Origin of the sequence: Deefgea sp. CFH1-16 (assembly GCF_016881365.1) — a bacterium.
Taxonomy (GTDB): Bacteria; Pseudomonadota; Gammaproteobacteria; order Burkholderiales; family Chitinibacteraceae; genus Deefgea.
In genome coordinates this window covers 2,502,501-2,526,110 of sequence record NZ_WLYT01000001.1, presented here as the reverse complement: position 1 = coordinate 2,526,110, position 23,610 = coordinate 2,502,501, and the positions used below count along the sequence as shown (strand labels likewise).

The window sequence follows — 23,610 nt, the reverse complement described above, 5'->3', positions numbered from 1 at the left end:
ACCCAACGCCAAAATCAACGCCACATGAAAACATAACGAAAGCCTTGCTAAAGATATAAACCGTAACACAGCTGCATCCTTCTTGCGACGCGCATTACAAAAATACCGCAAGCCGCCGCCCGCAGCGTGCTTTAATCGTAGAACGGAAAGAAAAGGATTTATAGCATGTCACAACGTCTACTGATTACAGGTGGTACTGGCTTTATTGGCAGTGCCTTGGTGAAAGAGCGGCTGGCCGCAGGCGATCAAATTACGCTGTATAGCCGCCACCCGCAGGCGGCAATCGCGCAGTTTCAAGGACAAGTGAGCGCTTTTTCCGACTGGCAAACACTCAGTCCGAGCTGTGTTTTTGATGCCGTCATTAATTTAGCAGGGAGCCCTGTGGTCGGCCCACGCTGGTCTACAGCCCGTAAGCAGCTGCTGCTAGATAGTCGTGTGGGGACCACCGAGCACTTAATTACCTGGCTGGCCCAAGCGCACACCCGGCCGACGGTGCTCATCAATGGCTCGGCGATTGGTTATTACGGCTGCCGTGGCGACGAAGCGCTCGATGAAAGCGTGCCACCGCAGGCGGAATTTATGTCCGAACTCTGCCAGCAGTGGGAAGCCTCAGCAAACAAAGCCCAAGCACTCGGACTACGCGTCATTTGCCTACGTTTAGGTTTGGTGTTTTGTTCGCAGCAAGATCCAGGCGGTGCACTACCCAAACTGGTTTTTGCCGTATTACTGGGGTTTAGGCGGCAAAATGGGCAATGGTGAGCAAGTCATGAGCTGGGTGCATCGCGATGATGTATTGGCCGTAATATCGCTAGTGATGGCGGATGCGAGTTTTAGCGGTGCTTACAACCTCACTGCGCCACAGGCCCCCACGCAAGCGCAATTTGCCAAAGCAGTTGGCCAAGCGCTACACCGCCCAACGTGGTTCAGCACACCTGCATGTTTAATTGATGCCTTAGCTGGAGAAATGGGGGCGCTATTTACTCGCGGACAACGCGTAGTCCCTCAGCGGCTCATTGCAGCTGGGTATCGCTTTAAATACCCCGATTTAAAAAGCGCACTCGATATATACCTAGGTAAAAAATAAAACCTTTGCAGTGCGATGGGGCTAACTCACAGCTGATCGCACTGCGCCCGCCAGGCGCGATAAATTTTAAGCGCCACATGCGCATCATCGGCGGCGTATTGTTTTTGCTTATCCGTCAGTGGCAATAAGGCCCAATTGGACGTCGAGATTTTTTTCGATTTTTGTAATTTCTGGCCAAAAAACTGCGCCACCGCCGTTTTAGCGCCAACATCACTGCGCGAATCAGTGCGTAACGCCCGCGCCAAGTCCAGCACGTGCTGGGTGGTAATCCCTAACTTGGCGAACAAGCGTTGCTGATCGTCTCCCAAGCCAAAACCCACTTTTAAAATCGATGTTGATTCCAAAATGGCTTGCAATGCGGGATAAGCTTCACCACGCCGAATCGGAAATAAAAACACCTTATCCTGCGTGGCCAGTTGAATTAAATGCGGGCCTTGCGAAACTTGCCCTTTCATAAAAACCGGTTTTGATTCGGTATCAAAGCCTAACACATCGGCCGCAGCCAACTCACGGCTAGCGATTAATGCTGCAGCAGGCGAATTCACGACAACAATGCTGCGCGTATCAATACCAATATAAGGGGGGAGTAAAATTTCATCAGTCATACCCCTATAGTAACTCAGTAGTACGCCGTCAGTTGCGTCTGATCGAGACAAACCACACCTTTGGCAAAACAAAAAGCACGGGGTAATTGTCTTGTAACTTTACACCAGCCATTCTAGTCTGAATAAATCAATCTATTGGCTTAGAGGCGCGGTAATGAGCGGCAAAAAAATACTGTGTAAAAATTTTATTTTTAATCAGCGGCATAGTTTTTTTGACGAGCTGTGTGAGCAAAGCCCCACCCACACTCCGCGTTGGCATTAATGCATGGCCAGGTTACGAATTTATTTACTTGGCTCAAGAACTGGGTCTGTATAAAAAAATTGGATTTGACGTTAAATTAATCGAATTTAATTCATTATCTGATGCACGGCGCGCTTTTGAACGCGGCCAAATTGATGCCTTAGGCACCACAGTAATCGAAGTATTGCAATCAAGAGAAAACACCGATAGATCATTACAAATCGTTAGCGTTTGCGATTATTCCGATGGTGCCGATCAGATTATTGCCAAGCAAAAAATAACGGATATCAAGAGCCTTAAAGGGAAAACCGTTGGCCTAGAGCTCGCATCGCTTGGCGTATTCGTACTCGCGCGGGCATTAGAAAAAAATGGTCTGACTTTGAATGACCTTCAATTACAGTCATTAAACCAGCAATCCCTCGCAGAAGCGCTACAAGCGGGTGAGCTCGATGCGATTGTGACCTACCCTCCGACCAGTATTAAATTATTAGCCAATCCAGATTTTCATACCTTATTTGACACCAAAGCCATTTCAGGTGAAGTTTTAGATGTCATTGCCATTGATGAAAAATTCATTCAACAACACCCAGCAGCAGTTAAGCAATTTATTTCGGCATTTGAAGCTGCATATCAATATAGCTTAAGCAATCCCGATCAAGCCCACGCTATTATGGCGGCCCGCGAAGGCATTACTGCTGATGAATTTAAACAAGCACTAAATGATGGAATAAAAATAGTTAATCTAGCAGAACAAGCCGACTATTTTAAATACAATGGTAAGCTTGACGACGTTATTCTGCGTACAGACAAAATATTAAGAATAAATCAGCAAATAAAAGGGCGTGATCATACCAAAAATATCATTTCGCCACTCAGTAGACCTGATAAAAAATGATTCAATTAATTAAAGACAAATGGCAAAAGTCATTAAACTTTAAACTATTATTCCCTTTGGCTTTTGCTAGTATTTTATTGGCAACACTCGCTATCTCTGTAATTTATCAAACTTCAAAAAATCAATTAAAGTCAAAAATAGAAGAACGTGGTGAATTTGATGGCAAACACCATCAACTATATCGCCGAGAGCATTTCACGGCAAGGAGAGCTGGCGCGAATCATCACTGCTCTTGGTGCAGAAAATGGTGTTGACATTATATCATCATCGTTGATAGCGCGAATAAAAAAATAATCGCAGCAACAAAACTAAACCTAATCGGAAAAAACATCAGCGAGATTGAGAACGAAAACTTAAAAAATCAGCTAATAGAACACGCAGATTTAAAGAAATCATACAATCAGTTTTCTCCAGAACTATTTCAACACCTTATTATCAAACCACTACTGATCAGCAAGTCAATCGATGCAACAAAAACCAAGCCTTTATTTTTATTCAACTCAATACTGAGCAAGCACAAAAAGAAATCAATACCATAACCATTCAGTTTTCTATTGCATGTCTTTTCGGTATTTTATTAATTAGCAGTCTGAGTTATTATTTATTTAGAAAAAACATACTCCAGAGATTGGGAAGAATTGAAAACCATGTCAAGCAATGGGATGAACATCGCAACCCTGTTTGGCATGAAGCGCAACAAGAAGATGAAATTGCTCACTTAGCCCAATCACTTCAAATTGCGATGAGTACCACCGCAGCAGTCATTTCAACGCTAGAGCATCAGGCAAGAGAACTGACTCAGAGCGAAATCGATTTAACGCAAGCAAAAGAAGCTGCGATACAAGCAAATGAAGCAAAAAGTGAGTTTTTAGCCAATATGAGCCATGAAATTAGAACACCATTAAATGCAATTCTTGGATTTTCTGAATTACTCGCTCACACACCATTAAATTTAGAGCAAAAAAACTTCCTAAGGTCAATCGATATTGGTGGGCAATCTTTATTAATACAAATTAATGACGTACTGGATTTTTCAAAAATTGAGGCAGGAAAACTTACCTTAGAGAAAAATTGATTTCGATTTTCGAAATTTAGTTGAAGACTCGATTGATTTAATGTCGCAAAAAGCACGAGAAAAATCTATAGAAATCATTGGCATTATTGATTCATCAGTACCCAAAAAACTCAATGGCGATCTAAGCCGATTACGGCAAATTTTGCTTAATTTACTTAACAATGCGATTAAATTTTCTCATCAAGGCGAAATCGTTTTACGCATGCGCAGTACACCATTAGCGCCCCCTTTTCATCGCCTCTATATTGAAGTAAAAGACTTTGGCATTGGCATTAGCACCGCTGAAATCAAAACTTTATTTCAGCCCTTTGTGCAAGCCGATGCATCAACCACGCGCCGCTTTGGTGGCACAGGACTGGGTTTATCCATTTGCCGAAGACTCGTCGAGGCAATGCAAGGGCAGATTGATGTCATTAGTCAACCCAATAAAGGCTCAACATTTTGGTTTGAAATCACCCTCGAAGCCCACAATAACGAAGAAATTAACCCGAAAAACATCGCGCTTCACAATAAACACGCCCTCATTGTCGACGATTTACCTGCGAGCCGTGAGCGACTGAGCCAGCAATTAAGTGAAATGGGCTTCATCGTAACCATGATTAGTAATCGCTTTGATACCTTAGCCGCTTTAAGCAATGCCACGCACGCTTTTGATATTGCGCTGATCAGTAAAAATTTAGATTTCCCTAGCAGTCAGCAGCTCGCCTCCGATATTCATGCTCTTCCTTTGCAGCACAATTTGCCACTAATTTTACTCAGCAGCAATAGCACGATTGGGCAAACCGAATCGGCCAAAGCCGCTGGTTACGCGGCATTTTTAAGCAAACCTATACGCAGCAATACTTTATATAGCGCGATTGAATTAGTGCTCAATCAGCACAATGCACCAGAGCAAATTTTAGTGACGACACATCAAATTGGCGAACAACTCGCCACCAAAAAACAGCATATTTTGGTCGTTGAAGACAACCCTGTGAACCAGCAGGTGGTGGTTAAAATGCTAGAAAAGCTCAACTATCGTGTCGATATTGCCAACGATGGGGCACTCGGCGTCGCCGCAGTCGCCGCCCAAAATTACGATCTGGTGTTGATGGATTGCCAAATGCCCAATATGGATGGCTACGCCGCCACCAAGCGCATTCGTGCTACAGAGCAATCTGGCCAGCACTTACCCATTGTGGCACTCACGGCCAATGTGTTTAAAGAAGACATTCTGCGCTGTCAGCAAGCGGGGATGGATGACTTCTTAAGTAAACCGATCACGCTCATCGCATTACAAACCGCATTAGATCGGCATCTTCAACCCAGCACACCATCAACATCCGCTCAGTCCTCTAGCAGCTAATGCTGGTTGCTTTAGCGGTTTAACTTCGTCGCGATCAAACAAATACCGAGGTATCGCCACAGCAAGCTTTTGAATAATCAATGCCACGCATATACCCGCATATTGCTAAAATACATAACGCAAAAAAGCACGCATTGAGCGTGCTGTTAACTCCTTGAACGTGGCATTGCTTTGATTTAACGGCAAGCCACGTTGGTGGCCTAAACCCGCTTAAGCCAAATAACGCTGCGCCAAATGCTGACGGAAATACAGCGGATTGAGTGACTCTCCGGTTGCGCTGCGGATTAATTCATCAGTATTCAGATGGCTAGCCTGCTGCCAAATATGGGTATTAAGCCAAGTGAAAATCGGTGCTAAATCGCCTTCGGCGATGCGTTGATCTAAATCTGGATAAAGGCGTCGCAGGGTGGCAAAGTACTGCGCGGCATACATTGCCCCTAAGGTGTAGCTCGGAAAATAACCAAAGCTACCATCGGTCCAATGAATATCTTGCATGCAGCCATCTTTAAAATTACCCGTGGTATCTACACCCAAATACGCCTGCATTTTTTGATCCCACAATGCCGGTACAGCATCGGGTTCGATTTCACCATTAATCAAAGCGCGCTCAATTTCATAGCGTAAAATCACATGCGCCGGATAAGTCAGCTCATCGGCATCCACCCGAATAAAATCGGGCTGAACTTGGGTATAGATTTGCGCCAAATTTGCCGCGGTAAACGCCGCTTGCGGCCCCAAATGTTGCTCAATCAACGGCGTAATCAAAGCCAAAAAGGCCGGATTACGCCCCAACTGCATTTCAAATGCTAAGCTTTGGCTTTCATGAATCCCCATCGACCTTGCTCGACCCACCGGCAAATGGCGTGTGGCGTGCGGTAGGTTTTGCTCATAACGCGCATGCCCGGTTTCGTGCACAATCCCCATCAAGCTTTGGCTAAAATCAGCCTCGGTATAACGCGTCGTGATCCGCACATCCTCGGCCACGCCACCACAAAACGGATGATGCGACACATCTAAACGCCCAGCGGCAAAATTAAACCCCAATAGCGCCATCACCTCCACGCCCAAAGCGCGCTGCGCCTCAATGGCAAATGGCCCCGTCGCCGTGATGCGGGTTTCTGTCGCTTGTTTGGCCATGGCTTGTTGAATCAGCGCGGGTAACCAACTTTTTACGTCGGCAAAAATACGATCCAGCTCAGCGCAAGTCATACCCGGCTCGTATTTATTCAGCAATGATTCATACGGCGACAAGCCCGTTTGATGGCTTAATAAAATCCCCTCTTCGCGCGCTAAACTCACCACCGACCGAAAATTGGCCAAAAAGCCATCCCAATCGTTATTCGCTCTTTGCGTTCGCCACGCGTGCGAGCATTTTGATCCGGCCAAGGTTTTGGCCTCAATCAAACTGGCAGGCAGCAAATTGGCTAACTGCCATTGCCGCTGCATTTCTCGCAAACTGACCTGCTCGGCGTCACTGAGTGGCTCGCGGCTCGCGGCAGCCAACAACTCAACCAAGGTCGCATCGGTTAAGGTGCGATGCATCAACACATCCAATTCGGCCATCGCGGCACCACGCGCCTCATTGCCCTGCGGCGGCATCATCACCGCCTGGTCCCACCCCACCATCGCGGCAAGATGTTCATAGCGATACAGTCGGGTAAATATCGTGACAAGCTGTTGGTAAGCAGTGGCGGGCATAACTCAATCTCAAAAATTTCAAAAAGTACCCCGATCATGACAGTGCCAGCGGCAAATGCAATCGGTATTTATTTTAGGCGGTACCGCAATGCGCGCTGTTAAATTGATTTGGCGATTATGGCTGTATTCTTACAATATATAATCATAGGTATACCTCTACATGATATGAAAATAATAGCCTACAGTCATATACCTAAAATCAATTGCTATTCACAGTCAATTTAGGGTCGAATTAAAACTTACGTCGTTACTCAGCAAAATTACCAGTTTGGCTTTTAATTAATCCGCCATCCACGCAGCAAGATCCTGAGCGACAGGCACTCGCTAAAATTGAAAGCCCTTACAAATCGACTACGCTCGATTGATTGAGCTTGCCACCGCTCGCTGCGCCCTGTTCTGGCTAAAGCTCAATATTCAGCGCACTTGCCGATTTTTTAGCCTGAGCGCTACCCGAAGTAGGCTGCTAAATATGGACGCCTTCAATTGAGATAAAATCGTCTCTGGAGGTAAATCATGGCCAGTAGCTACACCGCAGCATTTCGTGCAGAAGCCGTTAAATTAGTACTCGAACAAGATTTGAATGTGCCGCAAGCGGCCAAGCAATGAGCGATGCCCAAACAGACTCTTGATAAATGGGTCAAATTGGCGCAGCAAGGCAAGCTCGCAGGACTGGATCAACATCGCGTTCAGCCTGTCGACGAGCTCAGTGCTGAGGTCGCTAGGCCAAAAAGAGAACTAGCCGAGAGCAAAATGGAGTGCGCTTTTTTAAAAAAGTCCGCCGCGTACTTTGCCAAGGAGTCCACGCCAAGTAGGCGTTCGTGAAGCAGCAACGCAAGCATTATTCGATTCTGCACATGGCGCGCTGGCTTGGTCTGTCGCGAAGCGGATTTTATGCATGGCTGCAGTCTAAATCCGCGCCAAAGCAGGCGCATCGCCAGCTGCTGGAAGTCAAAATACGTGCAGCGCATGCCCAGGGCAGAATGACCTATGGGCCGCGACGGTTGCAGAAAGAGCTGGCAGCTGACAACGTGCAGATTGGCTTGAATCAATTGCGCAATTTGAGACGCAGACTGGATTTGCGCTGCATTCAAGTGAAGAAATTTAAAGCGACGACCAATTCAAATCATAGCTTACCCGTGAAAGAGAATTTACTCGGGCAGAGCTTTGAACCGGTCAAGCCCAACAAAATGTGGGTGAGCGATATTAGCGATATTCCTACCGCAGAAGGCTGGCTCTATTTGGCCAGGATCAAGGATGTTTTTACCTGTGAAATCGTCGGTTATGCCATGGGTAGTCAGATGACAAAAGAATGGGTGAGTGCGGCATTGACGCTAGCCTTGGCGCAAAAGCACCCCAAAGCAGGTTTAATTTTGCACTCGGATCGAGGTAGTCAATATTGCTCGCACAACGACCAGCGGCAAGTTGGCATTGGCAGCCTTACGGGGATCGATGTCACGTAAAGGGAACTGCTATGACAATGCGCCAATGGAGGGCTTTTGGGGCTCATTGAAGAATGAATTGGTGCATCATCAGAGTTACAAAACACGGGAGGAGGCACAGGAAGAAATTACCGAATACATTGAAATTTTTTATAATCGAATTCGCCGCCATTCGCGTTTGAACGACGAAGCACCAGCCGTATTTGCCAAGCAGTTTGAACTAGCAAATCAGGAATAAACCCAAAGCGGCATCGCGCCGATCGATAACAATCCGGTCGAAAGCAGCATTCGGCCGATTGCGATTGGCAAAAAGAACTGGCTATTTGCGGGGAGCGAGCGCGCCGGTCAACGCGCTGCCGCGATCCAAACGCTACTGGGCACCGCCAAACTCAACGACCTCGACCCGATGGCCTGGCTCACCGACACTCTAGAAAAGCGCCCCACTTGGCCAAACAGCCGCATCGACGAATTACTGCTGCTACGAGCGCTAGCAGAAAAATAAGCTTCAAGGCGGTGGAGTGGCTGGGCGCTTACCTGCGGATTTCGTGCAATTGGTAACTCAAGCCCTCAACCTGAACCCGCATGACGACAGTATAATCAGCAAAACCACAGCCATTATGCGCTGGATGGTCATACCCTTATAAAGCCACCATGAAGACCCAAGATCAACAAATCAAAATTCCACAAGAAGATGGCAGAGTTTTTGTCGATATGCCCGATGACAATACCCATGTGTGCGCCAGCTGCGGTGCGTGTTGCAATCATTTTCGAGTTTCGTTTTACGCCGGAGAAGTTGCCGGAAGTTTTACTGACAGTGCGTTTGCCGTTCCCAGCGATAAAATCATTATGATCTCGCCGGTGTATGCCGCGATGAAAGGCACCAATCAGCAACAAGTGACGTGCATCAGCTTTAAAGGTGAAGTTGGCAAAAGCAGCCATTGCAATATTTACCGCCAGCGCTCTAGCACTTGCCGCGAATTTTTATGTGTATGACGAAGCCGGTCAACCGAACCCAGCCTGCCAAACCGCCAGAGCCGCGCATCAATTAAAGCCATTGATGCCATTACCCACTTTGCAAACAGCACAAAAACAAACTGCCGAGGCTTAGCTCGGCAGTTTTTTAGGCGGTTATGGATCGCTGTTTATTTCAGCAATTTACTTTGTAGCGCACTAATTTCACTCGGCAATTGAATCGCCTCGCCTGCAAAAGGAAGGTTTTTCAATTGACCATTCACAATTTGCCCTGCGGCTAGCTTGCGATTGGCGGTGTCAATCAGCAACCAAGTGGCTTGATCTGGCTGATCACTGAGCAAATACAACACCTTGTCTTGCTTGAGTACTGCACCGGCTAACGCGGCTTTAATCGCTGTCGCTTGCTCACCGAGCAAGGTATTTAACTGGCCATCAATCGGACTTACGGCGGTGAATAAGCCGATTTCATTGGGCGTTTTACCGGCTAATGCATTTAAACCGCTCCAATTCACATCGATGGCATGGCTTGGCTAATTAAACTACTGGTTTTATCTTTAATCGCGCCACTTACTTGACTGGCATTGATACCAAACGGCGCCAATGCTTCACTGGCTTCACCCACGGTTTGCTCAATCACCGCATTGGCTTGATTTTTTAATTTCTTGCCCAACGATAGCGCCTACGGATGAAGCAGCTTGCTGCGCCAATTGCGCGCCTTGATCACAAGCACCTAAACCTAAAACCAAGGCGACGGGCAGAACAAATTTTGAACATAGCAACTCCAATGATTTCAAATGTCGACACGTCGCCGACACGGATTATTTAATTTCTAAAACTTCTACTTCAAAAATCAAGGTGGCATTAGCTGGAATCACGCCGGCAATACCACGGCTACCGTAGGCTAATTGTGGCGGACAAACTAATTTAGCCTTACCACCCACTTTGATTTTTTGTACGCCTTCAGTCCAACACGGAACGACACCACTCAAAGGAAACGTTGCTGGTTTGCCGCGTTTATATGAGCTATCAAATTCAGTGCCGTTTTCTAAAGTGCCTCGATAATGCACGCTCACCGTATCGCTGGCTTTAGGTACTGGCCCAGTACCCGCTTTTAAAGTGGTAATTTGAATCCCACTCGGAGTGGTTTCAACGCTGGCTGGCGCAGTTGCAGCGTTTGCAGTCAAGGCACTGCCAAGTAAGACCATCGCGGTGAGTAAATGTTTCATACTAAATCCTTTTTAATTTAAATTGAGCGTATCAAGCAATGCTCGATGGCGCATCATAGCAGTTGGTATTTATGTCTTGGCGACGTTGTTTGATTATTTTATGGCGCACTCAACACTTTGAGCACTTCGTAACAAGCCCCCATCGTGTGGTAATCGGTTTTACCTGCTGGCGATTTGCAATGATCTAGTTTCTGATTATTTGGGCTCAGCACGCGGTACCAGGCACCATATTCATGATCAACAAAATATTGCCAGCTATACGCCCAAATTTGTTCATACCACTGCCAGTAGCGCGCCTCGCCAGTGCGATCCGCTAGTAATGCGGCGGCAGCTAATGATTCGGCTTGCACCCAAAAATATTTGTCTTCATCGTAAGCGCGCCCGTCCAAGTCGTAGCCATACATTAAGCCACCATGAATCTGATCCCAGCCCGATGCCATTGCGGCATCAAATAAGGCGCGAGCGCGTGCCAAATGCCAAGCTTGTGGATCGTGCCGATCTAAAATCAGCAATAATTTTGCCCATTCTGTTTGATGCCCAGTTTGAAAGCCCCAAGGCCGAAAAATATTACTTTTATCGCCCTTGTTATAAAGCAAATCCGGCGTCCAGTCGGGGTGAAAATGCTCCCACACTTGGCCATTGGTGAGTGCGGCTTGGCGCAAAGTAAAACGCTCTGCCAGTAATTTGGCTCTTTGCAAATAACGCTCTTCGCCGCTGGCTTCAAACGCGGCCAACATGGCCTCGCAGGCATGCATATTATCGTTTTGCCCGCGATATGCCGTTAACTGCCAATCCGCGTTGGCCTCACTGGCGTAAATACCATCGTCATTGAGCCAAAAATACTGTTCCATTAAGTCAAAGATTTCAGCAAGCCATTGCCGTGCTTCACCCAGACCGCTACGCAGCGCGCAGGCATAAGCCAACATCACAAACGCTAAGCCATAGCAATGATTGGTGGTATCGCTCACCTGCCCATCGACGAGTTCCCATGCATAGCCGCCGGTCTGCGGATTACGGTGAACCTGCCGAATAAAATCAATGCCGTGCTGCACGCGTTCCCGGTATTGCGCTTCGCCAAACTGCAGATACGCCATCGCATTATTAAAAACAAAGCGCGTTGACGAGACTAAATGCCGAGTGTGCGAGTCATACACCGTGCCATCATCGAGATAAAAATGAAAAAAACCCTCCCGATGCATCCACCGATCTAGGATCGTAAAAAGCCATCGTGTGACGAATATGCTTGAGTAAAAATTCAGAACTGCGAAAGTCGGCCATACCAGAGTCCCTGATGAGCACAAACTGCTGCGCGATTAATCCAATGTCAATCTCATGTCGATGCGCTAGTAATCGAGCGCAATCAATACCTTGCTAAGGTGCTATTTACCTCAGCCAATTGTGGTGCATACGCGCCCGGATATTGACACACGGTCGCTGCGGTAGCGGCAGCAAATTGGGCATGCTCTTGCGGGCTACGCGCTGGAAATGCCAATAAACTGGAGAGCCAACCGCCCATACTGGCGTCACCCGCCCCAACGGTATCGACCACGGTCACTGGTAATGCGGCAATAAAATCGACCTGACCATGGTGATATAAACGCAGACCCTGCGCGCCTTGGGTATACAAAATTTGCGCGTCGCCAGCCCAGGCAATCACTTGTTCAAGCGCCAAATCTAAGGGTAACTCGGGCATTAAATGGGCGAGGTCTTCGTCAGAAATCTTAATCCAATCGGCAATGCTTAAGAAAGTCTCAAACCGTTGTCGATAATCTGGCCCCATTAAATTGCGCCAATTGGGGTCATAGCTAATTTGCACCCCTGCTTGCTTTAACTCGATCACCAAAGCCACCAACTGACTGGCTAATGGCTCTCGAACCAAACCGAGTGAGCCAAAATGTACAACAAGCAATGATTCACGCCAATGGGGAGGCAGCAGCTCAATCTGAAAGGCAAGATCCGCCGTATCATTGCCCAAAAAGTAATACGCCGGCGGTTGAGTTTGATGCACGACGGCCATGAAGGGATTTTTGTCACTGCGCTGAAAAAAGCGCAGATCCAGCCCGGCGGCGGCTGATTGCTGAGCAATTTCTTCACCAAAACATTCATTGGATATGCTGCCGGCAAACCCCGTCGCAATTCCAAGGCGGGCCGCAACTCGAGCCACATTCCAACAAGAACCGCCTGCGCGTGTTAGCCAATGCGAATCATCAAGCCGAATCATGTCAGTTAGCGCCTCACCAAACACCAATAAACGGGGATTTTGCATATTACTTTCACCATATTGTTTGTCTGGGTAAGAGTACCGTGCTTGGCGCAGCAATAACAAGTCGCAAAGCACCTTAGTCTGCCGTGATACACGCGACTGATCCTGACGATCTAACCCTATCTATTTGACTAAGCGAAGCGGCAGTGATTTAAAAATATCGTGCTCTAATGCGCAATTAACTATTTTTTCTTTCGTGAATCTTGCTGCTCTTGCCGCAATTGATTGAGCCTTGCCTCAATACCAGAGAGCAGGTAAAAATCATTTCCAGGCTGTTTCAGCGCCAATTCAAACTGTTCAAATGCAGCGGTATATTCTTGTAGCCTAACGTAGTATTCGCCTTGAGACTGATACTGCCGCATTAAATCACCTTGCTTGGCATACATCTTCGCCTGCCTTTGGTACAACCAAGCATCCGAAGGATAAAACTCCAAAGCATCATTCAAACTCGATTTAGCTTCAGCAAATTGACCACTGGCAATATAAGCATCAATCAAACCATAAAGTAATGCGCGATTGGCCCGGAAAAGCCTGCACCGCATCACTCATGATTTGTACTGCTTCAGCATTTTTGCCTTGCCCCAATTTAATATTGCCAGCCAAAAAGGCCAACATTGGATGATTTTTAGCTTTAGATAAACTGACTTTTGCCGTTTGCAGTGACTGCCATGCCAAATCGTATTGCTGTAATAAATAATACGAATACGCCAAACCATAGTGCTGCGCAGTTTCATTGGCGTAGCGTTTTTTCTTGAATGATGCCTTGATAATAAGGCACTCCATCACGCCCGCCCATTTGCATCGCCCGCGACTTTTCGCGAATTAATAAAAATTCAAGACTATCGGGAACCGCCTTAAATTTAATTTCACCCAAGCGCGCTTGGGCATCAGAAATTCGCTTGAATGTAACGGGGTGAGTGCGTAAAAAATCCGGCGCATTGTTTTCATACAATCGATTATGTTTTTGCAGCCGCTCAAAAAACACCACCATCGCACTGGGATCGTAGCCGGATTTTTTTAAGGTTTGCATGCCGATTCGATCGGCCTCTTGTTCAAACGAGTAGGTAAAATCAAGCTGTCTTTGCACCGCAACGCCCGTTCCCGCAGCAATGGCTGCAACTGCAGCGTCACCACGACCGGCTTGCGACGCCAATAAAGCCACCGCAATCGATGCCAATGAAATCCACGGGCTGGATTTTGTACCATCAATTAAACGGGCAATATGTCGCTGACTGACGTGGGCGATTTTCATGCGCCAACACGCTGGCGACTTCAGACTCATGCTGTGCTTGCACCAATAAACCGGTATGCACGCCAACAAAACCACCGGGCATCGCAAAGGCGTTAACGCTGGCATCGAGTAAGGGGAAAAATGTAAACTGGGGTTGGCTAATTTCTGCAGCGTCAGTCAGGCGATAGCCGACTTGATTCAGATAGGCAACGATTTCAGGGTCTTCGATCATTGCACCGCTACGGCGAATTTGCCGCATCGCATTTTCACCGATTTCACGCTCTTGCTGCGTACTCAAGCCTTGTTGCGAAATATCGCCAAAATCTGGCATCTCGCCAGCTTGAAGTGGTGTTATGCCGCAAGCGGCGATCAACAAAGCAATTAATTTTTGTTTCACTACGCCCTACTTCTTAATGACTGCCAGAGCCAACGATTTAAAACTGAAAACCACTGCAGCATCAATGCATAAATGACCAAATAGCGCAGCACTTTACCCAAAATAAGATAAAGCATGACTGGGCGCCAAGGCCAACGCAGCCAACCGGCAACACCACACAACACATCGCCCATCAAGGGCACCCAAGACAATAATAAACTGACGGGTCCTAAACGCTGTAAGCGCGGCAACCACTTTGCTTCGGGCGCCTTCGGCAAAATGCGCCCTAAATACACCGTCAGCAAGCCACCAAGCACATTCCCCAAAGAGGCAACAGCTACCGCCAACCAACCTAAGTCGGGCTTAAAATGCAAAGCGGCCACTAAAGCCGCCTCAGAATTACCCGGTAATATCGTTGCCGACAAAAAAGCCGTTGCAAATAAACCCGCCAACCATAAAGACAACTCAATCAAAAATGAAATGCCTCACCCGCATGCGCACTAATTGCAGCAGCCACATCATTAAATAATTCACCTTCGCCACGCGTATTGCGCCATTGCCCATCGACTAAGCGATAGTGATAACCACCAGAACGCGCTGCCAGCCAGATTTCTTGATTGGCCGCATGGCGATTCACAATCACTTTGCTGGCGTCTTCAAATTCAATTTCTAAGACATTGCCGGTGCATAGCGTATCAACATCAAAATCCACGGCATCGAGAGCGATTTCAATTTGGCGAAAAATGGTATCACTCACTGTTAAAAACTCTGATTCAGTCATTACTTATTCCTTCCACCATTCATGTTGCAGACAACCCTTGATTGCGGTTGAGCGTGCTAAAATAAGCATTCTACCACCGACAACCAAGCTACTATGCGCGCCCTCATTGCCTTTTTATTGACTGCTTTATTCCTCACCGCCTGTGGCTTTAAAGGTCCGCTGTATTTACCTGGCGCAACGAGTGCGGCGTCAACAAACACCAGCAATGACAATATGACGCGGGCCAGCGGCCCGTCTGCGTCGGTAGCAAGCGCCGTGAGTTTACAAAAATAAAACATCTCGCTTGCAAACCACATTGAATCTTTTCCAGGCATAAAAAAAGCGATCAGAAGATCGCCTTTTGATGCCTGAATATGGCGTTAAAAACGCTCAGGCAGCTTTTGAATAATAATGATTTTTTTTTTTTTCTAAGCGAATATAACCGCCAAAAACCAATTCTTTTAAAATCCGTGCAATCATTTCACGCGATGAACCAACACGATCAGCAATCGCTTGCTGTGTTAATGGTTGAGAAATCATTTCCTGACCATCAACGGTTTCTAGCATTGATTCAAATAATGCGCGAACACGGCCATATACATCGAGCAATGCTAAATTTTTCATCGTGGTCGATAACGTTCGCACCATACGCGCGCCAAGTTAAGAATAACGACATCTTTAACTTGCGGCTCACGATTGAGGGCTTCGCGAAACTCTTGCTTAGAAAACATTAAAAATGTGCAATTTTCTTCGCATTGTACCGACCAGCCACGTGGCTCATCGTCAAGTAAAGAAATTTCACCCATAGCGTCACCCGGCTCAGCAATCAAAAAGACAAATTCCTTGCCTTGATTATCACTACTAAAATAGCGAGTTTGCCCTTCAAGTAACACATACATGCCTTCAGCAGGATCACCTTCGCGGAAAACAAAAGCCCCTTTGGGCATGCTACGTTTCACGCCAACTTGAACCATATATTCAAGTTGTTCCTCAGAAAAACCTTGTAGCAATGGTACATTTTGTAAAATGGATAGCATAAAAGCCTTGTAAATGACGCATATCGCGCCTTATCAAATCAGCATCAGTGTAAAAGAATTTCAGCCAGTTACTTTTTTACTCAATGGCAAAAACAATACAGTTAAAACGGGTTAAATCTGTTTAGCTACAAATACTTAAATTATTTATAAATTAAAATTGCTCTGGTAATTTTTTTAAAATCACCAAACGTTTTCGCCCTGTCTCTACGTAACCACCCGCCACCAGTTCTCGCATAATTTTAGCAATCATTTCACGCGAAGCACCAACCCGATCAGCGATATCTTGTTGACTCATTTGCTCGTCAATCAACAAACCTTCTGCTGTAGGTTGTGCTAAACGCTCGAACAAAACTCGAATTCGTCCATAAACATCTTTGAGTGCAAAATCTCTGACCATATTAGTCAAAGAAAATATAACCTTCATTGCACTGTTAAGCATTTGGTCTTTCAATTCTGGTGTCATCACCAGCAAACTCATAAAGTCAGTTTTATGAATACTCATCACCACGCAATCGGTTTCAGCTTCTGCGCAAATTGAACGACGCTCATCGCAAAATAAAGCCAGTTCACCAAAAGAAATACCGGGCTCAGCAACGTGATAGACAAACTCTCGTCCATTGTCATTACTGGAATAAAGCTTTAAACGCCCTTCCAATAACACATACATGCATTCGACCACGTCGTTTTCATAAAATAAAATCGTGCCTTTTGCAATATTACGTAAAATACCTAAGGATTCAACCTGTGCGAGCTCTTCATCAGTTAAAGAACTAAATAATTGTGTTTGTGCCAATATTGAACGCATTCATCATCCATTAATGTTTTGCAGCTTTTTCAGTTGCTGATGCTTCTGCGGCTTGTGAGGCCGGCATTGACGAATCAAGGTCGGCAATGGGCGACAATGAGCCAGTTTTTACATCCGGAGGTGGTGCGACCTCATTAATTTTTTTCGACTGCATATATTCATTCATTTCTTTCCAGCCAGCAAAAATATCAGCTTTCGCCACTTTGCCATTGCGCCGAAAACAGTCCTCTAAAGAACGACCACTATGTCGACATGATGCGCCAATCGCTTTGCCATTGGCTTTTTGTTTATTCAACATTTCTAGCATCTGATCACAAACCACTGAGCATCATCAATGGCAAAATCAGTACCAGGGTTTTTACTGACTTCATAAGCAAGGACCTGTAATTTTCAGCCAAGCCAAATTGTATGTGAAAAAGCCCATCACGTCGCAAAGACATAACGGGCTGGCCTACTTAATTGCGTATTTTACGATAAATAGGGTGCTTACGCCTGCTGAATCCCTGCCAACAACCAACGTGGATCACCATCAATCGGGCGAACAAAGTGCCAGATTTCACGGAATGCCACAGGTGCGGCATGCAAACTTTCACTCACAGTACCAGAGAACTCAACGCTGGCGACCATACGCCCCCCTTCGTTAACCGCTTCAAGCACCTGTAGATTTAATTCAGGGAACTCTGCAACATCTGTATTGCTGCCAATCTCATCTTTCAGGTCAGCAAACAACTCAGGCGTCATATAGCGGCGCATTTCTTCTGCTTGCGACGGCGAGTTCAACGACTGCATGTGCATAAAGCTTGCACGCGCTTGGCGTAAAAATGCAGCGACTTCAGTGCCATCTGGCAAACGTGTGATTGGTGCTGCGCTTAATGGTGCGGCCCCACCCCATGCAGAGGTTGGTGCTGCAGCGCCTTCGCCAATACGGAACACACGATCTTGCTCAACAGGTGCAGTGGGCGCGGCTGGCATTGGAGACATGCCGGCATAATTCATCGCGTTCGGACGTACAGCTTGCGCTTGCGCCTGTTGACGACGACGCATCCACATCACACCACCCGCAGTTAAAGCGCCGAGTAATAGCAAAGTACCCCACGGAATACCACCATCACCCTGAGCTGAGCCCGAGGCGTTGCTGCTATTGCCAAACATATAACCCAGTAATGAGCCCGCAGCCAAACCACCCAATACACCACCCATCATGCCCATACCGCCTGATTTTTTGTTGCGCGGGTGCGGCCTGCTGCTGTCTTGGTGCTTGTTGCTGCTGCATATTATTACGCTGTGGCGCTGGTGCGGCTTGACGCTGCATACCACCAGAGCGGCCACCGCCAACCCGTTTTGCTTCGGCCATATTGGCAGTAAACAAAGCAGTACTCATCATGACGACCATTAAAGTGTTCGCAAAACGCGCCATTTTAAAAATCCTTGGTTAATTAGTAACTTTGTTTAGTTAGTTGGGTCAAAGAGTAATAAGTTCAATCCATTTAAAAATATTTACTAAAAAAACAAAGTCTATTGCAACAAAATCAAAGTGTTATCTTAAACACCAGTTACTTTGAACTGATTACTTAAGCACGCTGCCCACGCTCTATCGTGACGCCAACGCGAGCAACTTCTTGCAAAATACCTAATTTAGTGACTGAAACTTTAATCCAAGGCGCCCCAAAATCATTCAGAACAATATTGGCAATATGCTCAGCCAAAGCTTCGAGCAAAAGAAAATGCTTTTCGGTTAAATCTTGCCGAATCTGCGTGACCACTTTGTCATAATCAATCGTGTCGTTCAAATGATCAGAAACACAAGCGCGCGCCGAAGGTAGGCCGATTTCTAAATCCAATTCGACGACTTGTGACTGTGTGCGTTCCCAGTCGTACCAACCCAATACCGTGCTGGCACGCACTTGCTGCAAATAAATAATATCCATGTAATCTGTTTACCGTCGGTGTACGTAACCGGTTTGAGGATGAAGCCGGTTTAGCTTAGAATCAAAACCCCCCAATTGTAGTGGAAATTTAGATGTCGCTGCCAATGTCATTGCTGATTATCGCCGCCTATTTACTCGGATCGCTGTCTTTTGCCGTGATTGTCTCGAAAACCATGGGCTTAGCTGATCCACGTACCTATGGCTCAAACAATCCAGGCGCTACCAATGTTTTACGCTCAGGCAATAAAAAAGCGGCTGCACTCACTCTGCTCGGTGATGCACTCAAAGGTTGGATCGCCGTTTTTGCCGCGCAATGGATTGCGCCGCTAATCGGACTTGGAGAAGCCAGCTCGCCCAGCTACACCCTCGCCATTGCCGCCGTCATGATTGCAGTGACCATTGGTCATATGTGGCCGATTTTCTTTAAATTTAAAGGGGGCAAAGGTGTTGCCACTGCGGCAGGCATTTTATTAGCACTCAATCTATGGCTTGGCTTGGCCACACTCGCAATTTGGATCTTTGTGGCTAAAGTCCTCAAGATTTCATCGCTATCGGCCTTAATTGCTGCCGCCGCAACGCCGTTGCTGACCGCTTTATTGCTGCCCAATCAAACCGTTTATCTTGGTGCGGTCACGGTGATTGCAGTGTTACTGATTCAACGGCACAAACAAAACATCATCGGTCTAATGAAAGGTAAAGAAAGCAAAATCGGTGATAACAGCAAATCTTAAGTTTTCAGTCAACAGATACCAAAAAGCCGAATAATAAATTCGGCTTTTTTTGTCGCTAAAAATCAATCAACCTTGTTTGGTCGCATCCCGAACGATTCTGGCTTTTTCACGCACCCATTCACGATCTTTTTCTGTTTGGCGTTTATCATGTTGTGTTTTTTACCTTTTGCCAAACCAATCTCAACTTTGATAAAACCATTTTTCAGATGCATATTGACCGGCACCACGGTATAACCCGCTCGATCGACCTTCATCGCCAACTTATCGATTTCGCGTTGTTTGAGCAATAATTTGCGCGTACGGACCACATCGGGAACGACATGCGATGATGCATTAAGCAGCGGTGAAATATGGCAACCAAATAAATAAAAGTCACCATTTTTATGGATCACATAAGCTTCTTTGATTTGCACGCGGCCAGCTCGGATGGATTTAACTTCCCACCCCTCGAGCATAATGCCCGCTTCTAGCTTTTCTTCAATAAAGAAGTCGTGAAACGCTTTACGATTATCGACGATAACCATGATGCGTCTCCTGTACGGAAAAAAGAAAGGATTCTAGCATGCCAGCGCAGTACAAAGCACCTCAACGCATTCTTTGCCTCTATACCGGTGGCACCATAGGCTGCGCACCAAGCCCTTTAGGATTAGTACCTAAAGCCAGGGATTTTAAGTCCAGTGATTACCGATTTACTCGCGCAAGAGTATAACCTCGGCATAGCACTCACCTTACGCGAATATCCTAAAGCGCTCGATTCATCGAGCATGCAACCCTCAGATTGGCTAAGAATCGCCCAGGATATTGACGCGGCCTATCATCAATTTGATGGATTCATTATATTGCACGGCACCGACACCTTAGCTTGGACCGCTGCCGCACTCCACTGGCAGCTGAGTCAAATCGATAAACCCGTCGTCATCACAGGTTCTCAGCGCCCGTGGCTGGAGTTGGGCAGCGATGCGCCGGCGAATTTTCAACTGGCACTTGATGCCGTACAAAGTCAACGCCACGCGGTGATGGTGGCATTTAATGGCCTGTTACTGCCAGGTTATGCCGTAAAAAAACTCGACGCTGACGCCGATGCCGCATTTGCAGCCCCCAATTGGCAAGGGGAATGGTCAAGCGTAACGCCTGGCGAGTACCTGTTTTCCCCGCTCAATCCAAGCCTAAACATTCTCAGTATTAAACTATACCCAGGCTGTGAGGCTTGGTTAGCATCCAGTATAAATTCGCAGGTATTTGCCGCCATCGCAATAGAAACCTATGGTAGTGGCAATATACCCGAGCATTTTTTATTTAAAAGTGCATTAAAAAATGCAGTTCAAGCAGGAAGCCTAATTATAAACTGTAGTCAGTGCATTCGAGGTCAAGTGCGTCAAGGGCATTACGCAGCAGGTAGTTTTTTACAAGAAATCAATGCATTAGCTGCCGCTCGCTTAACCATAGAAGCGGCAACGACGTGGCTCTACACGGCACTAGCCCAAAAAACTGACCATGATTCATTACGTAAGGCATGGCAAACTGCAACACATATGGTATAGTTGCGCCCTATCGTTATTTTGCATGCCAAAATACTCGACGGCGGGCCTCCCCGCATAGCTAGAAGGTGAACTTGGTCAGGTCCGGAAGGAAGCAGCCACAGCTTTTGATGCTAGTGCCGGGGGTCGGGCTCGCCACCTCACCCCATACGCTATTGCCAAATTAACAATCAAAGTCCGCCAGACTTTGATCGACATCAACGCACGTCTTCACGAAAAAAAACATAATGGGTTTCGCAAGCTGATGCTTCGTGTATCTCCAGTGGTATTTTAGCGCCATTCACCAAAAACGGTTGAATGGCGTTTTTTTCACCTTGAATCCCTGCCCACTCCCCTGCATAATCGCGCAAATCCATTTTGGGCGCACAGCATGAAATTTCTTTTTGATTTATTTCCTATCCTGTTGTTTTTCGGCGCTTATAGCTATACCAACGATATTTTTCTAGCCACGGGTGTCACCATTGCAGCCACTTTTGCACAAGTAGTCTACAGCTGGATTCGCCATCGACATGTCGACAAAATGCTGTGGATTAGTCTGGTATTGATTACCGTCATGGGCGGACTCACCATTGTCTTTCACAACAAACAATTTATTATGTGGAAGCCAACTGTTTTATATATTGCTATTTACCCTAGTACTCGTTGGCGCTTGGCATCTGAAGCAAAATAATTTAATTGAAAAACTCATGGGCGCACAAATGAATTTACCGCGCTCGATTTGGACTCGATTAATGTACGCTTGGGCCTTGTTTTTTCTCGCGATGGGCGCACTTAATATCTTCGTATTTCATAGCTTTGACGAAGCCATTTGGGTCAAATTTAAAGTGTTTGGCACCTTAGTACTCACGCTCGTTTTTGTCGTGGCACAAAGTGTTTATTTATCCAAACATATTCAGCCCGAAGAAAAAGATTAATTAAACCATCGCAAGGATTGTTTAAATGCCTTTATACGCCATCATCGGTACCGACAAAGCAGATTCACTCGCCGATCGACTTGCAGTTCGACCAGCGCATTTAGCGCGCATGGAACTACTGAAAGCGGAAGGACGTTTAGTTCTCGCCGGTCCATTCCCCGCCATTGACAGCGTGGATCCAGGTCCCGCTGGTTTTAGTGGTAGCTTGATTGTTGCTGAATTTGAGTCCCTGACAGACGCTAAAACATGGGCGTCAGCGGATCCTTATGTAACAAGTGGAATTTTTACCGATGTGTCAGTCAAGCCCTTCCGACATGTACTACCCTAAGAGTCTGGTATGATAAGCATTACCGAAGAAATCCGCCTGCGTTTAGCTGTACTAGAGCCCGAAAACATTGATATTTTCGACGATAGTTCAGCGCATGCAGGACATGCCGGAGCCGCCAATGGCGGCGGTCATTTTGAAGTGACCATCGTTTCACCTGTATTTGCGGGTAAGAAATCGCTACAGAGACACCGTATGGTGTACCAGTATTTAGCTGACTTAATTCCAACACAAATACATGCACTCAGTATTCGAGCGTTAACGCCGGATGAATTTTAAAATAGAATTAGCCGATTCATAGAGGAAACACTGCACATGTTTAAAGCAAACCGTTTGGTTTTGGCAATTGCCGCAGCCACTCTAACCACAAGCGTTTTCGCCGCACCTGCCGGCACTTTAGCCACAGTGAATGGCGTTGCCATTCCAAGTAGCAAAGCGGAACTATTCATCAAAGAATTAACCGCGCGCGGCCAAAAAGATACGCCTGAATTGCGTGCTCAAGTGAAAGATGAACTCATTAAAAATGAAGTAATCTATCAAAATGCATTGAAAAAAGATCTGGCTAAAAACCCAGAAGTTCAAATGCAAATGGATATGATGAAACAACGGATTTTGATCGGCGCTGATATCAACGCATTTGTAAAAGCAAATCCAATTACCGACTCTGAATTACGCAAAGAATACGACAAAATCAAAGTCAACTTTGCTAGCAAAGAATTCAAAGCACGCCACATCTTGGTTCCAACTGAAGCTGAAGCCAACACCATCATTGCTGACCTGAAAAAAGGCAAAAAATTCGATGAATTGGCTAAAGCCAAATCAATGGATAAAGGCAGCGCAACCAATGGCGGGGATTTAGGCTGGGCGAACCCAAATAACTTCGTTAAAGAATTTGGCTCTGCTTTAGCTGCTTTGCCAAAAGGCAAAATGACGGATAAACCAGTTAAAACCCAATTTGGTTACCACATCATCAAACTTGACGACGTACGTGAAGCCAAAGGCCCAAGCTTTGAAGAAGCCAAAGGCGAATTAATGCAACAAATGCAAGCGCAAGAAGTGCAAAACTATGTGAACGAATTGGTTAAAAAAGCCAAAATCGATTAAGCATTGAAAGGCAATAAA

Annotated in this window: 37 protein-coding genes, 1 other RNA gene and 3 pseudogenes; 19 read left to right on the top strand and 22 right to left on the bottom strand. The window is 46.3% G+C overall.

Annotated elements, in window-relative coordinates:
* The first annotated feature begins 165 nt into the window (after nucleotides 1–165).
* Both GKO28_RS13860 and GKO28_RS13855 read left to right on the top strand, forming a co-directional pair.
* Complete coding sequence (locus tag GKO28_RS13860; RefSeq protein ID WP_182076660.1) at nucleotides 166–759, top strand: NAD-dependent epimerase/dehydratase family protein; 594 nt, start codon at nucleotides 166–168, stop codon at nucleotides 757–759.
* Nucleotides 746–1,084 carry a DUF1731 domain-containing protein gene (locus tag GKO28_RS13855; RefSeq protein ID WP_203564172.1) on the top strand — a complete coding sequence of 113 codons (339 nt, stop codon included), beginning with the start codon at nucleotides 746–748 and terminating at the stop codon, nucleotides 1,082–1,084. The genes GKO28_RS13860 and GKO28_RS13855 overlap by 14 nt, the downstream gene beginning before the upstream one ends.
* 26 nt (nucleotides 1,085–1,110) lie before the next feature.
* Here the strand turns inward: GKO28_RS13855 and GKO28_RS13850 are convergent, their stop codons facing one another.
* The gene (locus GKO28_RS13850) at nucleotides 1,111–1,689 is read right to left on the bottom strand and encodes a 3'-5' exonuclease (protein WP_182076655.1); all 579 of its coding nucleotides are present in this window, start codon (nucleotides 1,687–1,689) and stop codon (nucleotides 1,111–1,113) included.
* A 224-nt stretch (nucleotides 1,690–1,913) separates the two neighbouring features.
* Here GKO28_RS13850 and GKO28_RS13845 point away from each other — a divergent pair, with 224 nt between their 5' ends.
* The 4 genes from GKO28_RS13845 (at nucleotide 1,914) to GKO28_RS13830 (ending at nucleotide 5,245) form a co-directional block, all read left to right on the top strand.
* Nucleotides 1,914–2,825, top strand: a complete 912-nt coding sequence (locus GKO28_RS13845) for an ABC transporter substrate-binding protein (protein WP_182076654.1) — start codon at nucleotides 1,914–1,916, stop codon at nucleotides 2,823–2,825.
* On the top strand, nucleotides 2,822–3,079 hold the full coding sequence (locus GKO28_RS13840) for a hypothetical protein (RefSeq protein ID WP_182076653.1): 258 nt from the start codon (nucleotides 2,822–2,824) through the stop codon (nucleotides 3,077–3,079). The genes GKO28_RS13845 and GKO28_RS13840 overlap by 4 nt, the downstream gene beginning before the upstream one ends.
* A gap of 374 nt (nucleotides 3,080–3,453) precedes the next feature.
* Complete coding sequence (locus GKO28_RS13835) at nucleotides 3,454–3,900, top strand: histidine kinase dimerization/phospho-acceptor domain-containing protein (protein ID WP_182076652.1); 447 nt, start codon at nucleotides 3,454–3,456, stop codon at nucleotides 3,898–3,900.
* Between the two features lie 40 nt (nucleotides 3,901–3,940).
* Nucleotides 3,941–5,245, top strand: a complete 1,305-nt coding sequence (locus tag GKO28_RS13830) for a response regulator (protein ID WP_182076651.1) — start codon at nucleotides 3,941–3,943, stop codon at nucleotides 5,243–5,245.
* A 210-nt stretch (nucleotides 5,246–5,455) separates the two neighbouring features.
* Here the strand turns inward: GKO28_RS13830 and GKO28_RS13825 are convergent, their stop codons facing one another.
* On the bottom strand, nucleotides 5,456–6,943 hold the full coding sequence (locus tag GKO28_RS13825) for a carboxypeptidase M32 (RefSeq protein WP_182076650.1): 1,488 nt from the start codon (nucleotides 6,941–6,943) through the stop codon (nucleotides 5,456–5,458).
* A gap of 513 nt (nucleotides 6,944–7,456) precedes the next feature.
* On the opposite strand from GKO28_RS13825, the pseudogene GKO28_RS13820 reads away from it, so the two are divergent.
* From GKO28_RS13820 to GKO28_RS13805, 4 genes and pseudogenes are all read left to right on the top strand, one after another.
* Nucleotides 7,457–8,620: pseudogene (locus tag GKO28_RS13820) on the top strand (IS3 family transposase).
* Nucleotides 8,621–8,638: 18 nt separating this feature from the next.
* Nucleotides 8,639–8,884 (top strand): annotated as a pseudogene (locus GKO28_RS13815) (transposase domain-containing protein); the annotation flags it as partial.
* A 149-nt stretch (nucleotides 8,885–9,033) separates the two neighbouring features.
* Entirely contained in the window at nucleotides 9,034–9,375 is a 342-nt protein-coding gene (locus GKO28_RS22960) for a YkgJ family cysteine cluster protein (RefSeq protein ID WP_203564171.1), read from the top strand.
* Complete coding sequence (locus GKO28_RS13805) at nucleotides 9,305–9,490, top strand: hypothetical protein (protein ID WP_203564335.1); 186 nt, start codon at nucleotides 9,305–9,307, stop codon at nucleotides 9,488–9,490. Before GKO28_RS22960 ends, GKO28_RS13805 begins: the two co-directional genes overlap by 71 nt.
* A gap of 34 nt (nucleotides 9,491–9,524) precedes the next feature.
* Here GKO28_RS13805 and GKO28_RS13800 read toward each other — a convergent pair whose 3' ends face one another.
* From GKO28_RS13800 to cyaY, 11 genes are all read right to left on the bottom strand, one after another.
* Entirely contained in the window at nucleotides 9,525–9,866 is a 342-nt protein-coding gene (locus tag GKO28_RS13800) for a hypothetical protein (protein WP_182076649.1), read from the bottom strand.
* Nucleotides 9,863–10,024, bottom strand: a complete 162-nt coding sequence (locus tag GKO28_RS13795; protein ID WP_182076648.1) for a hypothetical protein — start codon at nucleotides 10,022–10,024, stop codon at nucleotides 9,863–9,865. The genes GKO28_RS13800 and GKO28_RS13795 overlap by 4 nt, the downstream gene beginning before the upstream one ends.
* Before the next feature lie 148 nt (nucleotides 10,025–10,172).
* Nucleotides 10,173–10,580, bottom strand: coding sequence for an FKBP-type peptidyl-prolyl cis-trans isomerase (locus GKO28_RS13790; RefSeq protein WP_182076647.1), 408 nt, complete (start codon nucleotides 10,578–10,580; stop codon nucleotides 10,173–10,175).
* Nucleotides 10,581–10,678: 98 nt separating this feature from the next.
* Entirely contained in the window at nucleotides 10,679–11,779 is a 1,101-nt protein-coding gene (locus GKO28_RS13785) for an AGE family epimerase/isomerase (protein ID WP_247646554.1), read from the bottom strand.
* A 161-nt stretch (nucleotides 11,780–11,940) separates the two neighbouring features.
* On the bottom strand, nucleotides 11,941–12,846 hold the full coding sequence (locus tag GKO28_RS13780) for a carbohydrate kinase (protein ID WP_182076646.1): 906 nt from the start codon (nucleotides 12,844–12,846) through the stop codon (nucleotides 11,941–11,943).
* Nucleotides 12,847–13,025: 179 nt separating this feature from the next.
* Nucleotides 13,026–13,340, bottom strand: a complete 315-nt coding sequence (locus GKO28_RS13775; protein ID WP_182076645.1) for a tetratricopeptide repeat protein — start codon at nucleotides 13,338–13,340, stop codon at nucleotides 13,026–13,028.
* A complete protein-coding gene (locus GKO28_RS13770; RefSeq protein WP_182076644.1) occupies nucleotides 13,333–13,626 on the bottom strand; it encodes a M48 family metallopeptidase in 294 nt (97 codons plus the stop codon). The genes GKO28_RS13775 and GKO28_RS13770 overlap by 8 nt, the downstream gene beginning before the upstream one ends.
* Entirely contained in the window at nucleotides 13,574–14,095 is a 522-nt protein-coding gene (locus GKO28_RS13765) for a M48 family metallopeptidase (protein ID WP_182076643.1), read from the bottom strand. Before GKO28_RS13765 ends, GKO28_RS13770 begins: the two co-directional genes overlap by 53 nt.
* Entirely contained in the window at nucleotides 14,049–14,471 is a 423-nt protein-coding gene (locus tag GKO28_RS22365; protein ID WP_182076642.1) for a M48 family metalloprotease, read from the bottom strand. Before GKO28_RS22365 ends, GKO28_RS13765 begins: the two co-directional genes overlap by 47 nt.
* Complete coding sequence (locus GKO28_RS13755) at nucleotides 14,471–14,920, bottom strand: YqaA family protein (RefSeq protein WP_182077491.1); 450 nt, start codon at nucleotides 14,918–14,920, stop codon at nucleotides 14,471–14,473. Before GKO28_RS13755 ends, GKO28_RS22365 begins: the two co-directional genes overlap by 1 nt.
* Nucleotides 14,920–15,231: an iron donor protein CyaY gene (gene cyaY, locus GKO28_RS13750; RefSeq protein WP_182076641.1), complete on the bottom strand. Its 312-nt coding sequence runs from the start codon at nucleotides 15,229–15,231 to the stop codon at nucleotides 14,920–14,922. Before cyaY ends, GKO28_RS13755 begins: the two co-directional genes overlap by 1 nt.
* 93 nt (nucleotides 15,232–15,324) lie before the next feature.
* Between cyaY and GKO28_RS13745 the strand changes: the two genes are divergently transcribed.
* On the top strand, nucleotides 15,325–15,504 hold the full coding sequence (locus GKO28_RS13745; protein WP_182076640.1) for a lipoprotein: 180 nt from the start codon (nucleotides 15,325–15,327) through the stop codon (nucleotides 15,502–15,504).
* Nucleotides 15,505–15,600: 96 nt separating this feature from the next.
* On the opposite strand, the gene GKO28_RS13740 is transcribed toward GKO28_RS13745, so the two are convergent.
* The 7 genes from GKO28_RS13740 to GKO28_RS13710 all read right to left on the bottom strand — a co-directional run bounded on the left by GKO28_RS13740 (nucleotide 15,601) and on the right by GKO28_RS13710 (nucleotide 18,980).
* A complete protein-coding gene (locus GKO28_RS13740; protein ID WP_203564170.1) occupies nucleotides 15,601–15,858 on the bottom strand; it encodes a helix-turn-helix domain-containing protein in 258 nt (85 codons plus the stop codon).
* The gene (locus tag GKO28_RS13735) at nucleotides 15,831–16,247 is read right to left on the bottom strand and encodes a Crp/Fnr family transcriptional regulator (protein WP_182076638.1); all 417 of its coding nucleotides are present in this window, start codon (nucleotides 16,245–16,247) and stop codon (nucleotides 15,831–15,833) included. Before GKO28_RS13735 ends, GKO28_RS13740 begins: the two co-directional genes overlap by 28 nt.
* Nucleotides 16,248–16,398: 151 nt before the next feature.
* The gene (locus GKO28_RS13730; protein WP_182076637.1) at nucleotides 16,399–17,052 is read right to left on the bottom strand and encodes a Crp/Fnr family transcriptional regulator; all 654 of its coding nucleotides are present in this window, start codon (nucleotides 17,050–17,052) and stop codon (nucleotides 16,399–16,401) included.
* 10 nt (nucleotides 17,053–17,062) lie between these two features.
* Nucleotides 17,063–17,350, bottom strand: coding sequence for a hypothetical protein (locus GKO28_RS13725; protein WP_203564169.1), 288 nt, complete (start codon nucleotides 17,348–17,350; stop codon nucleotides 17,063–17,065).
* A gap of 188 nt (nucleotides 17,351–17,538) precedes the next feature.
* Nucleotides 17,539–18,255 carry a Tim44 domain-containing protein gene (locus tag GKO28_RS13720; RefSeq protein WP_203564168.1) on the bottom strand — a complete coding sequence of 239 codons (717 nt, stop codon included), beginning with the start codon at nucleotides 18,253–18,255 and terminating at the stop codon, nucleotides 17,539–17,541.
* On the bottom strand, nucleotides 18,191–18,469 hold the full coding sequence (locus GKO28_RS13715) for a hypothetical protein (protein WP_182076634.1): 279 nt from the start codon (nucleotides 18,467–18,469) through the stop codon (nucleotides 18,191–18,193). The genes GKO28_RS13720 and GKO28_RS13715 overlap by 65 nt, the downstream gene beginning before the upstream one ends.
* A gap of 154 nt (nucleotides 18,470–18,623) precedes the next feature.
* The gene (locus tag GKO28_RS13710) at nucleotides 18,624–18,980 is read right to left on the bottom strand and encodes a dihydroneopterin aldolase (protein WP_182076633.1); all 357 of its coding nucleotides are present in this window, start codon (nucleotides 18,978–18,980) and stop codon (nucleotides 18,624–18,626) included.
* A gap of 92 nt (nucleotides 18,981–19,072) precedes the next feature.
* Here GKO28_RS13710 and plsY point away from each other — a divergent pair, with 92 nt between their 5' ends.
* Entirely contained in the window at nucleotides 19,073–19,711 is a 639-nt protein-coding gene (gene plsY / locus GKO28_RS13705; protein WP_182076632.1) for a glycerol-3-phosphate 1-O-acyltransferase PlsY, read from the top strand.
* A gap of 66 nt (nucleotides 19,712–19,777) precedes the next feature.
* Here the strand turns inward: plsY and smpB are convergent.
* A pseudogene (smpB, locus tag GKO28_RS13700) lies at nucleotides 19,778–20,235 on the bottom strand (SsrA-binding protein SmpB).
* A 153-nt stretch (nucleotides 20,236–20,388) separates the two neighbouring features.
* Here smpB and GKO28_RS22360 point away from each other — a divergent pair.
* Nucleotides 20,389–21,252: an asparaginase domain-containing protein gene (locus GKO28_RS22360; protein WP_182076631.1), complete on the top strand. Its 864-nt coding sequence runs from the start codon at nucleotides 20,389–20,391 to the stop codon at nucleotides 21,250–21,252.
* Nucleotides 21,253–21,291: 39 nt separating this feature from the next.
* Nucleotides 21,292–21,389, top strand: an RNA gene (ffs, locus tag GKO28_RS13690) — signal recognition particle sRNA small type.
* A 57-nt stretch (nucleotides 21,390–21,446) separates the two neighbouring features.
* Here ffs and GKO28_RS13685 read toward each other — a convergent pair.
* Entirely contained in the window at nucleotides 21,447–21,605 is a 159-nt protein-coding gene (locus GKO28_RS13685) for a hypothetical protein (protein ID WP_173533517.1), read from the bottom strand.
* A 14-nt stretch (nucleotides 21,606–21,619) separates the two neighbouring features.
* On the opposite strand from GKO28_RS13685, the gene GKO28_RS20230 reads away from it, so the two are divergent.
* The 5 genes from GKO28_RS20230 to GKO28_RS13665 are packed head-to-tail and all read left to right on the top strand — an operon-like array spanning nucleotide 21,620 to nucleotide 23,592.
* Nucleotides 21,620–21,919, top strand: coding sequence for an inner membrane-spanning protein YciB (locus GKO28_RS20230; protein ID WP_247646553.1), 300 nt, complete (start codon nucleotides 21,620–21,622; stop codon nucleotides 21,917–21,919).
* Nucleotides 21,920–21,935: 16 nt separating this feature from the next.
* Nucleotides 21,936–22,163 carry a septation protein IspZ gene (locus GKO28_RS20225; protein ID WP_374220733.1) on the top strand — a complete coding sequence of 76 codons (228 nt, stop codon included), beginning with the start codon at nucleotides 21,936–21,938 and terminating at the stop codon, nucleotides 22,161–22,163.
* 25 nt (nucleotides 22,164–22,188) lie between these two features.
* A complete protein-coding gene (locus GKO28_RS13675; RefSeq protein ID WP_173533515.1) occupies nucleotides 22,189–22,491 on the top strand; it encodes a YciI family protein in 303 nt (100 codons plus the stop codon).
* Between the two features lie 9 nt (nucleotides 22,492–22,500).
* Entirely contained in the window at nucleotides 22,501–22,767 is a 267-nt protein-coding gene (locus GKO28_RS13670) for a BolA family transcriptional regulator (RefSeq protein WP_173533514.1), read from the top strand.
* A 36-nt stretch (nucleotides 22,768–22,803) separates the two neighbouring features.
* Complete coding sequence (locus GKO28_RS13665; RefSeq protein WP_182076630.1) at nucleotides 22,804–23,592, top strand: peptidylprolyl isomerase; 789 nt, start codon at nucleotides 22,804–22,806, stop codon at nucleotides 23,590–23,592.
* The last annotated feature ends 18 nt before the right edge of the window (nucleotides 23,593–23,610 follow it).